13 protein-coding genes are annotated in these 16254 nt (G+C 60.2%); 12 read left to right on the forward strand and 1 reads right to left on the reverse strand.

The window, feature by feature from the left end; translation table 11 throughout:
- Positions 1–49: 49 nt before the first annotated feature.
- Complete coding sequence (gene phhA / locus BFP89_RS05510) at positions 50–841, reverse strand: phenylalanine 4-monooxygenase (RefSeq protein WP_065884529.1); 792 nt, start codon at positions 839–841, stop codon at positions 50–52.
- Between the two features lie 258 nt (positions 842–1099).
- Between phhA and BFP89_RS05515 the strand changes: the two genes are divergently transcribed.
- The 12 genes from BFP89_RS05515 (at position 1100) to fliD (ending at position 16168) form a co-directional block, all read left to right on the forward strand.
- Positions 1100–2662 carry a sigma-54-dependent transcriptional regulator gene (locus tag BFP89_RS05515; protein WP_065884530.1) on the forward strand — a complete coding sequence of 521 codons (1563 nt, stop codon included), beginning with the start codon at positions 1100–1102 and terminating at the stop codon, positions 2660–2662.
- 305 nt (positions 2663–2967) lie between these two features.
- A complete protein-coding gene (locus tag BFP89_RS05520; protein WP_065884531.1) occupies positions 2968–3708 on the forward strand; it encodes a flagellar basal body rod protein FlgF in 741 nt (246 codons plus the stop codon).
- A gap of 70 nt (positions 3709–3778) precedes the next feature.
- On the forward strand, positions 3779–4564 hold the full coding sequence (flgG, locus tag BFP89_RS05525; protein WP_065884532.1) for a flagellar basal-body rod protein FlgG: 786 nt from the start codon (positions 3779–3781) through the stop codon (positions 4562–4564).
- 51 nt (positions 4565–4615) lie between these two features.
- Positions 4616–5311 (forward strand): flagellar basal body L-ring protein FlgH, encoded by a 696-nt coding sequence (gene flgH, locus BFP89_RS05530; protein WP_065884533.1) that lies wholly within the window; start codon positions 4616–4618, stop codon positions 5309–5311.
- A 27-nt stretch (positions 5312–5338) separates the two neighbouring features.
- Complete coding sequence (locus tag BFP89_RS05535; protein WP_163001578.1) at positions 5339–6427, forward strand: flagellar basal body P-ring protein FlgI; 1089 nt, start codon at positions 5339–5341, stop codon at positions 6425–6427.
- Between the two features lie 4 nt (positions 6428–6431).
- The gene (gene flgJ, locus BFP89_RS05540) at positions 6432–7697 is read left to right on the forward strand and encodes a flagellar assembly peptidoglycan hydrolase FlgJ (protein WP_065884534.1); all 1266 of its coding nucleotides are present in this window, start codon (positions 6432–6434) and stop codon (positions 7695–7697) included.
- A 10-nt stretch (positions 7698–7707) separates the two neighbouring features.
- Positions 7708–9753: a flagellar hook-associated protein FlgK gene (gene flgK, locus BFP89_RS05545; RefSeq protein WP_065884535.1), complete on the forward strand. Its 2046-nt coding sequence runs from the start codon at positions 7708–7710 to the stop codon at positions 9751–9753.
- A gap of 14 nt (positions 9754–9767) precedes the next feature.
- Positions 9768–11372 carry a flagellar hook-associated protein 3 gene (locus BFP89_RS05550; protein WP_065884536.1) on the forward strand — a complete coding sequence of 535 codons (1605 nt, stop codon included), beginning with the start codon at positions 9768–9770 and terminating at the stop codon, positions 11370–11372.
- Between the two features lie 276 nt (positions 11373–11648).
- Complete coding sequence (locus BFP89_RS05555; protein ID WP_065884537.1) at positions 11649–12578, forward strand: ketoacyl-ACP synthase III; 930 nt, start codon at positions 11649–11651, stop codon at positions 12576–12578.
- Between the two features lie 265 nt (positions 12579–12843).
- Positions 12844–14265: a flagellin N-terminal helical domain-containing protein gene (locus BFP89_RS05560; protein WP_065884538.1), complete on the forward strand. Its 1422-nt coding sequence runs from the start codon at positions 12844–12846 to the stop codon at positions 14263–14265.
- A 76-nt stretch (positions 14266–14341) separates the two neighbouring features.
- On the forward strand, positions 14342–14692 hold the full coding sequence (locus BFP89_RS05565; protein WP_065884539.1) for a flagellar protein FlaG: 351 nt from the start codon (positions 14342–14344) through the stop codon (positions 14690–14692).
- 81 nt (positions 14693–14773) lie between these two features.
- Positions 14774–16168: a flagellar filament capping protein FliD gene (gene fliD, locus BFP89_RS05570; protein WP_065884540.1), complete on the forward strand. Its 1395-nt coding sequence runs from the start codon at positions 14774–14776 to the stop codon at positions 16166–16168.
- Positions 16169–16254: the final 86 nt, after the last annotated feature.

The raw sequence follows: 16254 nt of genomic DNA on the forward strand, positions 1-16254 counted from the left end.
AGCAACGCGGGGCCGGGGAACAGACTCACTTGGCCTAAAAAGGCACAGCTCAAGCAGCCTTGGGCTTTGGCGGAAATTTCGGTGCGTGCAGGCCCAACTGCATACCACGCTCGACCATGCCCATGATGTCTTCCTGCGCCACGTCGAACAGGCGCTTGAGCTCGGGCAAAACGAAGTACAACGGCTGCAGGATGTCGATGCGATAGGGCGTGCGCATCGCCTCCAGCGGATCGAACGCCTGGCGTTCAGGCTCATCCGACAGGCAATACACACTTTCCTTGGGCGAAGACAGAATGCCGCCACCGTAGATGCGCAGGCCTTCGGGTGTGTTCACCAGGCCGAACTCGATGGTCATCCAGTACAGGCGCGCCAGGTACACCCGTTGCTCCTTGGTGGCCGCCAGGCCGAGTTTGCCGTAGGTATGGGTGAATTCGGCGAACCAGGGGTTGGTCAGCAGCGGGCAGTGACCAAAAATCTCGTGGAAAATATCCGGCTCTTGCAGGTAGTCCAGTTCTTCGCGGGTACGAATAAAGGTCGCCACCGGAAACTGCTTGCTGGCGAGTAATTCGAAGAAGGTCTGGAAGGGGATCAGCGCCGGCACGCGGGCGACTTGCCAGCCGGTGGTGTCGGCCAACACTTTGTTTATTTCGCCCAGTTGCGGGATGCGATCCAGGGGCAGGCCGAGTTTGTCGATGCCGTCCAGGTATTCCTGGCAGGCACGGCCCTCAATCACTTTCAACTGGCGCGTGATCAGGGTATTCCACACCGCGTGTTCTTCCGGCGGGTAGTGGATAAAACCTTGCGCATCGGGCTCGCGGGCCACGTAGTGCGTCTGCTTCATACGGCTCTCCTGCTAGGCATTCGTTCTTGTTATGTCCTGCTGTGTCTCTATTGATAACCCGCGCGCGACGGGTTTCCACCGGGTTCAAAAGCCTTTGCGTAGGAAAAGTTACTGCATTTCGTAAACTATTCGTTACGTATCCGGGGCTCGCCGCAGCCATGGGCTGGGAAAACCCTGCGTACTGTCACATAATCTTGACGACTTTCTGCGCCCGGCGACAAAAAAGGCGCGGCGCCTTACTCACTTTCGGGCCTTTTCATGCGTATCAAAGTGCATTGCCAGAACCGCATCGGCATCCTGCGGGACATTCTCAACCTGCTGGTGGAGTACGGCGTCAACGTGGCCAAGGGCGAGGTCGGCGGGGAGCATGGCAATGCCATCTACCTGTTCTGCCCGAACCTGGTGAACATGCAGTTCCAGGCGTTGCGCCCGCAGTTCGAGGCGATAGCCGGGGTATTCGGCGTTAAAAGGGTAGGGCTGATGCCCAGCGAACGTCGGCATATGGAGCTCAATGCGCTGCTGGGGGCCCTCGAGTTTCCGGTGCTGTCCATCGACATGGGCGGCTCGATCGTCGCCGCTAACCGGGCGGCGGCGCAGTTGCTGGGTGTGCGCGTGGACGAAGTGCCGGGCATTCCGCTGTCGCGCTACGCCGAGGATTTCGATTTGCCGGAGTTGGTGCGCGCGAGCAAGTCGCGGATCAACGGCCTGCGGGTCAAGGTCAAGGGCGATGTGTTCCTGGCCGATATCGCGCCGCTGCAATCCTCTGAACACGACGACAGCGAAGCCATGGCCGGCGCGGTGTTGACCCTGCACCGCGCCGACCGTGTAGGCGAGCGTATCTACAATGTACGCAAGCAGGAACTGCGCGGCTTCGACAGCATTTTTCAAAGCTCCAAAGTCATGGCGGCGGTGGTGCGTGAGGCGCGGCGCATGGCGCCGCTGGATGCGCCTCTATTAATAGAAGGCGAAACCGGCACCGGCAAAGAGTTGCTGGCGCGGGCCTGTCACCTGGCGAGCCCGCGTGGCCAGTCGCCCTTGATGGCGCTCAACTGTGCGGGCTTGCCGGAGTCGATGGCCGAGACCGAGCTGTTCGGCTACGGCCCCGGCGCGTTCGAAGGCGCGCGGGCCGAAGGCAAGCTGGGGCTGCTGGAGCTGACGGCGGGCGGTACGTTGTTTCTCGACGGCGTAGGGGAAATGAGCGCACGCCTGCAGGTGAAGCTGCTGCGCTTTTTGCAGGATGGATGCTTTCGTCGCGTGGGCAGTGATGAAGAGGTGTACCTCGACGTTCGGGTGATCTGTGCGACCCAGGTCGATTTGTCCGAACTGTGCGCACGTGGCGAATTCCGCCAGGACCTGTATCACCGCTTGAACGTGCTTTCGCTGCATATCCCGCCGTTGCGCGAATGCCTTGATGGGCTGGCGCCATTGGTCGAGCATTTTCTCGACCAGGCCAGCCGGCAGATCGGTTGCCCGCTGCCCAAATTGGCGCCTGCCGCGATGGACAAGCTCAGCCACTATCACTGGCCGGGCAATGTGCGCCAGTTGGAAAATGTGCTGTTCCAGGCCGTTTCGTTGTGCGAAGGCGGGACGGTCAAGGTTGAGCATATTCGCCTGCCCGATTATGGCGTGCGCCAGCCGCTTGGCGATTTTTCGCTGGAGGGCGGGTTGGAAGACATCGTCGGGCGGTTTGAAAAGGCGGTGTTGGAAAGCCTGTATGCGGAGCATCCGAGCAGCCGGCAATTGGGCAAGCGCCTGGGGGTTTCCCACACCACCGTCGCCAACAAACTGCGCGACTATGAAATCCTCAAGACCGACAAATAACCAATGTGGGAGGGGCGGTGCGACGATTCGACTTGCCCCCGATAGCGGTGTGTCAGCAAGAGTGATCTGACTGACAGACTGCCATCGGGGGCAAGCCCCCTCCCACATTTAATCTGCGTCGTTGCCGAAAGCGGCAGTAGTCCGCCGTTTTTTCGACTATCCCTCCCTCGCTATTTTCAGACGCCTGCGCGCAAACCCCCGCCGTTGCTGGACTCCGACCTATTTTTGAAAGTTGGTTCGCAAATTGCTTAAGTCTCCTCAGTACATCGGTGGACGGCAAGCGTCCGTCAGAAAGAGGATAGAGCGTGGACAAGTACCTTTATGTGGCAATGACCGGCGCCAGCCAGAATGCTCTGGCGCAGAAGGCCCATGCCAACAATCTGGCGAACATTTCCACCAATGGTTTCCAGCGCGACCTGGAGCAGGCGCGGTCGATGCCGGTGTTCGGTGACAGCTTTCCGGCGCGGGCCTTTGCCCTGACCGAGCGGCCGGCCACGGACTTCACCCCCGGCGCGATGATCGAAACCGGGCGTGACCTGGATGTGGCCGTCAACGGCGACGGCTGGATGGCCGTGCAAACGCCCGATGGCGGCGAAGCCTACGTGCGCAGCGCCAGCATGAACGTGGATGCGCTGGGCGTACTGCGCGCCGGCAACGGCATGCCGATCATGGGCAACGGCGGCCCGATTGCCGTGCCGCCCCAGCAGAAAATCGAAGTGGGTTCGGACGGCACCATCAGCATCCGCTCCATGGGCGAAGGCCCGCGGGTAATGGCGGAGGTGGACCGCATCAAGATGGTCCAGCCGGACCTCAAGAACATGACCAAGGGCCTGGACGGCACCATCCACACCATGGATGGCAGGCCGGCCCAGGCTGATGCGAACGTCAAGCTGACCTCGGGCTTCCTCCAGGCGAGCAACGTCAATGCCGTTGAGGAAATGACCGCGGTGCTGGCGCTCTCCAAGCAGTTCGAGCTGCACATCAAGATGATGAACAGCGCTAAAGAAGGCGACCAGGCCATGACGCGCGTCATGCAGATGAGCTAAGCGCCCTGGTCGGCTTTTAAACAAACAACGCAGCACCGCGCCAACAAACAGGCGCACAGAGGAGAACAGCATGCTTCCGGCTCTATGGGTTGCCAAAACAGGTCTGTCCGCCCAGGACACCAACCTGACCACCATTTCCAACAACTTGGCCAACGTGTCGACCACGGGCTTCAAACGTGACCGTGCCGAGTTCCAGGACTTGCTCTATCAGATCAAGAAACAGCCAGGCGCCCAGTCGACCCAGGACAGCCAGCTGCCGTCCGGCCTGCAACTGGGTACCGGTGTGCAGATCGTCGGCACCCAGAAGAATTTCAGCGCCGGTAACCTGCAGCAGACTGGCCAGCCGCTGGACATGGCGATCAACGGCCGTGGTTTCTTCCAGATCCTGCAACCGGATGGGACCACGTCCTACACCCGTGACGGCACCTTCCACCTGGACTCCAACGGCCAGATCGTGACATCCAACGGTTTCGCCCTGCAGCCTGCCGTTGTGGTTCCGGCGGACGCCAAGACCTTCACGGTCGGCAACGACGGCACCGTGTCCATCACCGTGGCCGGTAACCCGGCGTCGCAAGTGATCGGCAACCTGCAAACCGCCGACTTCATCAACCCGGCCGGCCTGCAGGCCATGGGCAACAACCTGTTCCTGGAAACCGCCTCCAGCGGCGCGCCGCAAATCGGCACGCCGGGCCTGAACGGTTTCGGCACCACGCTGCAGAGCACCCTGGAAACGTCCAACGTCAGCACGGTTGAGGAGATGGTCAACATGATCACCACCCAGCGTGCCTACGAGATGAACTCCAAGGTGATCTCCACCGCCGACAAGATGCTTTCGTTCGTCACGCAGAATTTGTAATCAGTCTATGGGGCGCCCTTCAAGCGCCTGTAACACCGTGAGGTTAGGGTCATGAATCGCTTTGTTTCTGTTCTGGCATTGAGTGGGATCGCCGTGCTTGCGGGCTGTGTCGCCCCGTCGCCGAAACCCAATGACCCGTACTACGCGCCGGTGTTGCCGCGCACACCGTTGCCGGCGGCGGCCAACAATGGCTCGATCTACCAGGCCGGTTTCGAGCAGAACCTGTACAGCGACCGCAAGGCGTTCCGGGTCGGGGACATCATCACCATTACCCTGAACGAGCGCACCCAGGCCAGCAAGAATGCCAACTCGCAGATCGGCAAGACCAGCAAAGCCAAACTGGGCCTGACATCGTTGTTCGGCGGCGTGCCCAACACCAATAACCCGTTGGGCAGTGGCGACCTGAGCCTCGACGCCGGTTACAGCGGCGACCGTGCCACCAACGGCAAGAGTGCTGCAGCCCAGGGCAACACGCTGACCGGTTCGATCACCGTGACCGTGGCCGACGTGTTGCCCAACGGCATCATTGCCATACGCGGTGAAAAATGGATGACCCTCAACACCGGCGACGAACTGGTGCGCATTGCCGGCATGGTCCGCGCCGATGACATTGCCACCGACAACACCGTGCCGTCGACGCGGATTGCCGATGCGCGCATTACCTACTCGGGTACGGGTTCGTTTGCCGATGCAAGCCAGCCGGGCTGGTTCGACCGTTTCTTCCTTAGCCCGTTGTTCCCTTTCTAGGTGGCCATTTTGAACGTCAAGCAACTGATGGCGGCGGTAGTGTTGCTGTCCCTGAGCGCCGTCGCCCAAGCCGAACGCCTGAAAGACATCGCCAGCATTTCCGGCGTGCGCTCCAACCAGTTGATCGGCTACGGGTTGGTGGTCGGCCTCAGCGGCACGGGTGACCAGACCACCCAGACCCCGTTCACCCTGCAAACCTTCAACAACATGCTGTCGCAGTTCGGCATCAAGGTGCCCGCGGGTTCGGGCAACGTGCAGCTGAAAAACGTCGCGGCGGTGTCGATCAGTGCCGATTTGCCGGCATTCGCCAAGCCAGGCCAGGTGGTGGACATCACCGTTGCGTCCATCGGCAACTCCAAAAGCCTGCGGGGCGGCACCTTGCTGATGACCCCGCTCAAAGGGATCGACGGCAACGTCTACGCCATCGCCCAGGGCAACCTGGTGGTGGGCGGGTTCGACGCCGAAGGCCGCGACGGTTCGAAGATCACCGTCAACGTGCCGTCGGCCGGTCGCATTCCCGGGGGTGCCAGTGTTGAACGCACCGTGCCGAGCGGTTTCAATCAGGGCAACAGCCTGACCCTGAACCTCAACCGTTCCGACTTCACCACCGCCAAGCGTGTGGTCGACAAGATCAACGACATGCTCGGCCCTGGCGTGGCCCAGGCCATCGACGGCGGCTCGATCCGCGTCACTGCGCCGCTGGACCCAAGCCAGCGCGTCGACTACCTGTCGATCCTGGAAAACCTCGAGGTCGACCCAGGCCAGGCCATCGCCAAAGTCATCATCAACTCGCGCACCGGCACCATCGTGATCGGGCAAAACGTCAAGGTCTCGCCGGCGGCGGTGACCCACGGCAGCCTGACCGTGACCATTACCGAAGACCCGATCGTCAGCCAGCCTGGGCCCCTGTCCAACGGCCAGACTGCCGTGGTCCCGCGCTCGCGGGTCAATGCACAGCAAGAAGCCAAGCCAATGTTCAAGTTCGGTCCCGGCACCACCCTGGATGAGATTGTCCGCGCGGTGAACCAGGTCGGCGCCGCCCCCGGCGACTTGATGGCGATCCTCGAAGCCCTGAAACAGGCCGGTGCCCTGCAAGCCGACCTGATTGTGATCTGAGGCCATGGTCATGGATATGCGCAAGAGCGGTCTTATCAGTTCGGCGGACTCGGGGGCTTACTCCGACTTGAACCGGCTGAACCAGCTCAAGGTCGGCGACGGCAAAAACAGCGAAGGCAATATGCGCAAGGTCGCGCAGGAGTTCGAGTCGCTGTTTTTGAACGAAATGCTCAAGTCCATGCGTTCGGCCACCGACGCCGTGGGCGAGGACAACCCGCTGAACACGTCGGCGGCCAAGCAGTACCAGGAAATGTATGACCAGCAATTGGCGGTGTCGATGTCCCGCGAAGGCGGGGGTATTGGCCTGGCGGACGTGCTGATGCGCCAGATGCAGAAGAACAAGCCGGTGGACGCCCAGGCGGCCACCTTGCAGGGCCCCGCCACGGCGGAGACGGTGAAGAAGGTCGATGTGCCGACTGAAATTGCCGCCGGCACCCAGGCTGAGGGGCCGTTGGGGCGCTCCAATGGACAGCGTCCGTTGTGGGCTTACCGCGTCGCCGAGCCCAAGGCCGGTGCCGTTGCGTCCCACAGCAACGACATGGAACTGATGAACCAGCGCCGCATCGCCTTGCCAAGCAAACTGACCGACCGCCTGCTCGCGGGCATCGTGCCGAGCACCCAGGTTGAAGCCAAGGTCGCGCCACTGCGCAACAGTGCCGCCGATGACAACGTGATCAACAGCAGCGCGCGCAGCGTTGCCGTACCGAGCGGCAAGATGCAGGTCTACGGCCGCGCCATTGCCCAGCCACCGCTGGCACCGGCGAAGAAGGCCTTCAGCTCGCAGGATGAGTTCGTCGCCACCATGCTGCCGATGGCCAAGGCCGCCGCCGCGCGTATCGGTATCGATCCGAAGTACCTGGTGGCCCAGGCCGCCCTGGAAACCGGTTGGGGTAAATCGGTGATGCGCGCCGAAGACGGCAGCAGCAGTCACAACCTGTTCGGCATCAAGGCCGGCCAGAGCTGGCAGGGCGGCCAGGCCCGGGCGATCACCAGCGAGTTTCGCGACGGCGCGATGGTCAAGGAGACGGCGCAGTTCCGCTCCTACAGCTCCTATCAGGACAGCTTCCATGACCTCGTGACGCTGCTGCAAAGCAATGATCGCTATAAAGAAGTTGTGAAATCAGCCGACAACCCGGAACAGTTTGTACGCGAGTTGCAAAAAGCCGGTTATGCAACCGATCCGGCCTACGCCAGCAAGATTTCGCAGATCGCCAAAAACATGAACAGTTACCAGAACTACGCTGCCGCTGGCGCAACCACACATTTATAAGGTCTGAACCATGAGTTTGCTCAGTATCGGGATGTCAGGGCTCAATGCCGCTCAAGGATCGCTGTCGGTCTTGAGTAATAACATCGCCAACGCCAATACCTCGGGTTATTCGCGTCAGCAGACCACGCAGAATGCCAATGCCAACAACCCCTACGGCGGTGTGTACATCGGCAGCGGCACCACCCTGTCGGATGTGCGCCGGGTGTATAACGAGTTCCTCGATGCGGCCTACCAGAACAGCACGGCGCTGAGCAACGACGCCAAGGCGTATGCCGGCCAGGCCAGCGCCATCGATAAGACCCTGTCGGACAAGACTACCGGCATGTCTTCTGTACTCAGTGCGTTCTTCGCCGCTGTGCAGACGTCGGCGGCCACCCCCAGCGATGTGTCCGCCCGGCAAGTGCTGTTGAGCAGCGCCCAGACCCTGAGCAACCGTTTCAATTCGATTTCCAGCCAGTTGAACGAGCAGAAACAGTCGATCAACGGCCAGTTGGGCACCCTGAGCGGCCAGGTCAACCAGTTGACCTCCTCGATTGCGTCGCTGAACAAGCAGATCACCCTGGCCCAGGGCTCCAGCAGCAGCGCCCCGGCCAACCTGCTCGATGCACGCAACGAAGCGGTACGTTCGCTCAATGAACTGGTGGGCGTGACCACCAGTGAAAAAAATGGCGTGTTCAGCGTCAGCACCGGCACCGGCCAATCCCTGGTGCTGGGCGATCAGGCCAATACGATTTCGGCGGTACCCGGCAGCAGCGATCCAAGCCAGTACACCATCGCGCTCAATGCCGGCGGCGGCACGGCGATCGACCTGGGCAACGTGCTCAGCGGCGGCAGCATCGGCGGCCTGCTGCGCTATCGCAGTGACGCATTGATGCCGGCCATCAATGACCTGGGGCGCATCGCCCTGGCGACTGCCGATACCGTCAACAGCCAGCTGGGCCAGGGCCTGGACCTGAACGGCGACTTCGGTTCGTCGCTGTTCAAGGACATCAACAGCGCGGCCGCCATCGCCCAGCGCAGTCAGGGCGCGATGGGCAACAGCAGCGGCTCCGGCAACTTGAACGTGAGCATCAGCGACACCAGCAAGCTGTCGACCTACGACTACAAAGTGACCTTTACCAGCGGCAACAACTACAACGTCGTGCGTTCCGACGGCAAGGCCATGGGCGCGTTCGACACCAACACCGCGCCGCCTCCGGTGATCGACGGTTTCACGCTGGCCCTGGATGGCAAGGGGCCGATAGCGGCGGGGGACAGTTTCAAGGTCAGCCCCACCGCCAGTGGCGCGGCAAACATCGGCACCGCGCTGACCGACGCCAACAAAATCGCGTTCGCCGGGCCGTTGCTGGGCGAGGGTAGCAAGACCAATCAAGGCACCGGCAGCTTTACTCCGCCGACCCTGACCCTGCCGATCGATATTCACGGTGGCGCCGACACGGCGCAACTGCGTACCGGCATCGAACATTCGATGCCGGTAAAGATGGTGTTCGGCAAGCCTGCGGCTGACGGCACTCAGAGCTACACGCTCAGCAATGCCCAGGGCAATCCGATCGGCACTGGCACCATCGTGCCCGGCCAAAGCAACAAGATCACCGTCGACGTACCGATGCGCGATGCCAACGGCGCACTGCTGGTGCCGGCCAAGAGCTTCAAGTTCGATACCACCGTGGGCGGTTTGCCCGCCGCCGGCGACAGCACTACGTTTTCCTTCAACGCCTCGGGCAAGTCCGATAACCGCAACGCCCAGGCGCTGCTCGACCTGCAAACCAAGCCTACGCTCGGCTTGTCCGATGGCAGTGGCGGCGGCGTGAGCCTGGTGGCGGCCAACAGCCGCCTGGTCTCCACCGTCGGCGCCAAGGCCGCCTCCGCCATCACTGACACCACCGCCACCGGCGCATTGCTCAAGGCCAACCAGGATGCGCGCAACTCGGTGTCCCAGGTCAACCTGGATGAAGAGGCGGGCGATATGATCAAGTTCCAACAGTACTACACCGCGTCGTCGCAGATCATCAAGGCTGCGCAAGAAACCTTCAGCACGCTGATCAATAGTCTTTAAGGGAGTCTGGGACGATGCGTATTTCAACTGCTCAATATTTCGAAACCAGCTCGGCCAAGTATTCGGATAATTATTCCAGTGTGGTGAAGGCTCAGGATCAGGCGTCCACCGGCGTGCGCGTGCAGACCGCTTCCGATGACCCGGTCGCTGCGGCGCGTTTGCTGATGCTGCAGCAGCAGAAAGACATGTTGGGCCAGTTCAACGGCAACATCACCAGCTTGAAGAACTCGCTGACCAACGAAGAAAGCGTGCTGGGCTCGATCACCGACGCGCTGCAGAAAGCCAGTGAGCTGGCCTTGCGTGCGGGCGGCTCGCTGAGCGATGCCGATCGCAAGTCGATTGCCGGGGAAATCGGCGCGATAGAGGATCAGGTGCTGGGCTTGCTCAACAGCAAGGACGCAGCGGGCAGCTATCTTTTTTCCGGGTCCAAGACGGCGACCCCACCGTATAGCCGCAACAGCGATGGTTCCTACAGTTACCAGGGCGACGAGACCCCGCTCAGCCTGCAGGTGTCGGACACGCTGAAGATCCAGGCGGGCGATACCGGCAAGAGCATCATGGGGGGAGCGGCGAATTCGGGACGCACCCAGTCTACCTGGATAGCACCTGCGATCGTTCCGCCTGCGACGGCGCCGGTGCCGAACGACAATAAAGTCGCGCTGTCGGCAGGCCTGGTGACATCGGGCACTGACTACACCAAGCAATTTGCCGACGGCCAGCCTTACACGTTGACCTTTACCAGCAGCACCCAATACAAGATCTCCGACAAGAGCGGTACCGACATCACGTCGCAAATTCCGGGTAACGGCACTTTCGATTCCACCAAGGAAGGCGGTTCCAGCGTGAACCTGCGCGGCGTGAAGTTCGATATCACCCTGGACCTCAAGGATATCGCGCCGGGCCCGAACGCGGATGCTCTGGTCAAGGATCGTTCCTTCAGTCTGGCCGCCAAGCCGGACACCTTCAGTGTGTCCCGTACCCCAAGCAACCCATCCACTGCGCAGTTGACCAACGCCTCGGTGACCAATCAGGCGGCGTATGCCAGCACATTCCCGGCGAACAGCGGTGCGGTGGTCAAATTCACCTCCGGTACTGCGTACGAGGTGTATGCCCAGCCCTACACGGTTGACAGTAAAGCCATTGCCACAGGTGACATGGGCGGCGGCACCACGGTCACGGCTGCCGGGGTGACCTTTGATGTCAGCGGTACGCCCCAAAATGGGGACCAGTTCGCAGTCGCTGCAACGACACAAAAGACACAGAATGCGTTGGATAGCCTCAGCCAGCTGCGCCATGCCCTGGAGCAACCGGCCGACGGTAATCCAGCGGCGATGGTCAAGCTCAAGGATGTACTGGACGCTTCCATCGCCAACTTTGGCAATACCCGTACACAGGTCGACAACGTACGCGGATCGATTGGTGCGCGGCAGAACGCACTGGACATCCAGACCAGCGAGAACACCAGCGTCGGCCTGGCTAACACCAGCACCATGAATGATCTGGGCAATATCGATACGGCTCAAGCCGCAATCAACCTGACCTTGCAGCAAACCATGCTGCAAGCCTCACAGCTGGCTTTCGTGAAAATCTCGCAGTTGAGTCTCTTCAGCAAGATGTAAGTGGCGCTGCGTCAAGCGGCCCGCTCTGGAAACAGGGCGGGCCGTTGTCGTTTTTGGGGCTTAATTGTTTGGAAGTTTTGCACAAAGCGCACAAAATTGAGTGACCTGTGAGTCATAAAGCGCATCTTCACTGTATCGTGTGAAAAGGATAAGTCGTCACAGGGTCCTTGCGAGGCGGCTTTCAGCGAATTTTTTTGGGGTTATCCCCTTTTATTGTCAGCACTTCGGGCGCAGGCCCTGGGGTGTTCTCCAGCTATTTTGTATTGGGAAGCCACAATGATTGGCATTAAAAGCATCGCCAGTTACGTGCCGGCGGACGGTATCGATAACTACGCCCAGGGTGCCAAATTCGCCAAGGATGAGGAATTCATCATTGGCAAGATCGGCTCGGCGTTCCTGCCGCGCAAGGATGCCGCGCAGGAAACCTCCGATCTGTGTGTCGAAGCGGTCAACGCGTTGTTTGCCGGCAACCCGGACTTGAAGCGCGAGTCCATCGACGCGGTGATTGTCGTCACCCAGAACGGCGATGAAGAAGGGCTGCCCCACACCGCAGCCATCGTCCAGGACAAACTGGGCCTGCCGACCCACGTGGCCGCGTTCGATATCTCCCTGGGCTGCTCCGGCTATGTCTACGGCATCTATGCGATGAAGGGCTTCATGGAAGCCACCGGCCTGAAAAACGGCCTGCTGATCACTGCCGACCCGTATTCGAAAATCGTCGACCCGGAAGATCGCAACACCACCATGCTGTTCGGCGACGCCGCCACCGCCACCTGGATGGGCGAAGACCCGCAGTGGTTGCTCGGCAAATCCAAGTTCGGCACCGACGGTTCCGGCGCGCCGCACCTGAAGGTCAGCGACGGCGTGTTTTTCATGAATGGCCGCCAAGTGTTCAACTTCGCCTTGCTCAAGGTGCCGGCGCATTTGCACGAGTTGCTCGATGAGTCAGACCTCAAGGCCGATGACATCGATGCGTTCTGCATTCACCAGGGCAGTGCCGCCATTGTTGACGCGGTGGCGCGCCGTTTTGAAGATGCGCCGGTGGACAAGTTCATCAAGGACATGGTCGAGACCGGCAATACCGTATCGTCGAGCATCCCCTTGCTGCTGGAAAAACATGTGATGAATGCCGCCTGGCAGCGTGTGGCAATCAGCGGTTTTGGTGTAGGTCTGTCCTGGGGCTCGGCGATTCTGTATCGCCCATGACCCTTTGAGGGGCGCGTAAAAAAAACGCCGATGATCGAAAGATCATCGGCGTTTTTTATTTGACGCCAGAAAAGCCAACAAAACCGGGGTTTTCAATAGCAGTAACTGCTTGAATTGCAAGGGCTGGCACAGGGCTAGTAAAAAAAATCAAAAAAAACCTCAAGCAACCGGCTACCACGACGATAACTATTACGTAGGTTCTCAGGCCACACCCGGCGGTTGCCAGGGCCGGAAGCCGCAGTATCCATCCATCGAGGATTTCGTCATGGCTTTAACAGTAAACACCAACATTGCTTCCATCACTACCCAGAACGGCCTTGGCAAAGCGGCCAACTCGCTGCAAACCTCCATGCAGCGTCTGTCCACTGGTCTGAGCATCAACAGCGCTAAAGACAACGCCTCGGGCCTGCAGATTTCCAACCGCCTGACCAGCCAGATCAACGGCCTGGGCCAAGCTGTAAAGAACGCCAACGATGGTATCTCCATCGCGCAGACCGCTGAAGGCGCAATGCAGGCTTCGACCGACATTCTGCAAAAAATGCGTACCCTGGCACTGTCCTCGGCTACCGGCTCCCTGAGCGACGCTGACCGTACTTCCAACCAGGAAGAATACCAGGCGCTGACTTCGGAACTGACCCGTATCTCGCAAACCACTACTTTCGGTGGCCAGAAGCTGCTCGACGGTTCGTACGGTACCAAAGCCATCCAGGTTGGCGCCAACGCCAACGAAACCATCAACCTGTCCCTGGACAACGTTGCTGCCAACAACATCGGTTCGCAGCAGATCAAGAGCGTCGGCGTTGCACCTAGCACCTCCGGTGTTGCCGGTGGCGTGATCGGCCTGACCGGTAATGGCCAGACCGCCAGTGTCACTGTTGCTGCAGGCGCATCGGCCAAAACCATCGCCAGCCAACTGAACGGCGCTGTAGGTGGCCTGAGCGCTACGGCCAGCACTGAAGCTCAATTCACCGTCGGTGCTGCCGCCAAGACCACGCCTGCCAGCTTCACCATGACTGTTGGCGGCCAAGCCACCACCTTCACCGGTGTAACCGATACCGCCAGCCTGGCTGACCAACTGAAATCCAACTCCGCCAAGCTGGGCATCAGCGTCAACTACGACCAGTCCAAAGGCACCCTGTCGGTCAAGTCCGATTCCGGTGAGAACCTGAGCTTCAGTGCCTCCACTGCCGCCGGTTCGATCACTGTTGCTACCAAAGACGGTGCTGGTGCCTACGGTACCGGCGTCGCGCTGGCCGACGGCCTGATCGCTACCGGTGCTGTGAACCTGGACTCGTCCAAAGGCTACGCGCTGAACGGTGCCGGTGTAACCGGTCTGTTCGCCGCAACAGGTACTGCCGCAGCTTCCACCAAGACCACGGTTGCACAGACCGACATCAGCAGCGCTTTCAACGCACAATCGGCCATCGCGGTACTGGACAAGGCTATCGGCGGCATCGACAGCACACGTTCGGGCCTGGGTGCTGTTCAGAACCGTCTGACGACTACCGTAGACAACCTGACCAACATTCAGAAAAACTCCACCGCTGCACGTTCCACCGTTCAAGACACCGACTTCGCTGCTGAAACAGCTGAGTTGACCAAGCAACAAACCCTGCAGTCGGCTGCTACCGCGATCCTGTCGCAGGCCAACCAACTGCCATCCGCTGTACTGAAGCTGCTTCAGTAATAGCGTCGCTTGGTAAATGACGGAAGGGCGCGTTTACGTGCCCTTTCGTCTTTTTCGGTTGTAGAGGAGATTGGACATGGACATGAGTGTAAAGCTGGCCTCGTCTTATCCACCGGTAGCCCCTCAAGGCCCGGCCCCTGCGGTGGTTGCGGACAAAGACAACGCCAAGGTCGAGGCGATCGCGCCGACCGCCGGTGAGCCGCAACGGGCTGACCTGGAAAAGGCAGTCACCGATATTCGAGAATTCGTACAAGCGGCCCAGCGCAAACTGGATTTTTCCATTGATGATTCCACCCATCGGGTCGTGGTCAAGGTCATCGCCACTGAAAGTGGCGAGGTGATCCGCCAGATTCCGTCGGAAACGGCCTTGAAGCTTGCACAGAACCTGGCTACCGCCAGTCATGTGCTGTTCGATGAAAAGGTCTGAACTGGCATGAAACTTGTTGCGTTGCTTTCTTGAAGTGCGGTTCGTCAAGAAAACGCCAACAGCCGTATTAGGAGAAAGACGATGGCGAGTACAACGGTAAACGGTGTGGGTTCGGGTATCGACATCCAGGGCATCGTCAAAGCCCTGGTCGACGCCGATCGGGCGCCGAAGCAGACCCAGATCAACACCCAGTCACAGAAAGCGACTACCCAGTTGTCGTCGATCGGCAAGATCCAGTCGGCGTTGGACGCCTTCCGTGGCGCCATCAAGAGCATGACCGACGACAATAGCTTCAGTGGCCTGACCGGCACTTCGTCAAATGAAAAGGTCGCGACCATGACCACCGCTCAGGGCGCTGCCAACGGCAGTTTCAACCTGGTGGTCAATAAACTCGCCCAGCCTTCCAAACTGTCCACGGTCACCCTGGCCGGCGGCGCTTCGACAGTGGTCAACAAGGGCACTGCCGCCACCACCCTGACCATCTCCCAGTCGGGCAAGAAGTTCGACCTGAGCGTGGCGCCGGGCGCAACCCTGCAACAGGTGCGTGACTCGATCAACACCCAGTTCGGCACCGTTGGGCTCAGTGCCAACATCGTCACCGACTCCACCGGTTCGCGCATGGTGTTGACGTCCACCACGGGCGGCGTCGGCTCGGACCTGACATTGTCGGGCAACTCGGGTATCGATACCGGCTACACCGTGATCGATACGCCGCAGAACGCCGAGTACACCATCGATAACGTGGCGTATACGTCCAAGACCAACAACATCTCGGAAGCGGTGAGTGGGGTCAGCATCAAGCTGCTGTCGGTTTCACCGCCTGTGGATACCAAGGACCCGGACGGGCCGAAGGCCATCACGACGATTTCCGTGACTACCAGCACCGCGGCCCTCAAGTCCGGGGTCAAAGGCTTTGTCGACAGCTATAACGCGTTGCTCAAGGCGATGAATGCCGAAACCAAGGTGACCAAGGACGCGGCGGGTAACTCGGTATCGGCGACCTTGACCGGTGACGCCAACATGCGCTCGCTGCAAAGCGCCTTGCGCGCCGAGTTCAACGCGTTGTCCGGGAACGGCACCATCAAGTCCCTGGCACAATTTGGTATCGGTACCGACTCCGGTACCGGTCTGTTGACCATGGACGACAAAACCTTCGACAAGGTAGCGCTCACCAACTCCGCAGATATCAACAGTATGTTCAGCGGCAAGACCGGGTTGCTGGCGCGCATGACCAATGCCACTGAAGGTTATGCCAAGGCGACCACCGGTATCTTCGCGACGCGCACGACCGCGCTCTCCGATAGCCTCAAGACCTTGAGCAAGGACCAGGCGGATCTGGACGTGCATGTGGCGGATCTGCAGGCCAGCCTGGTACGTAAATACGCGGCGATGGATTCGCTGGTCGCCCAGTTACGCCAGCAAAGTAACAACATCATGGGCACGCTCAACGCGCTGAACAACCAGAAAAATAATTGATGTTGATGCATGAAAAAGCCCGGGCTGCCTGCCGGGCTTCGTTTTTTTGGGGACCATCGGGGTTAAAGTTTTCTGCGATCCCGTCG

Origin of the sequence: Pseudomonas sp. 31 R 17 (assembly GCF_900004915.1) — a bacterium.
In the GTDB taxonomy this organism is placed as follows: Bacteria; Pseudomonadota; Gammaproteobacteria; order Pseudomonadales; family Pseudomonadaceae; genus Aquipseudomonas; species Aquipseudomonas orientalis_A.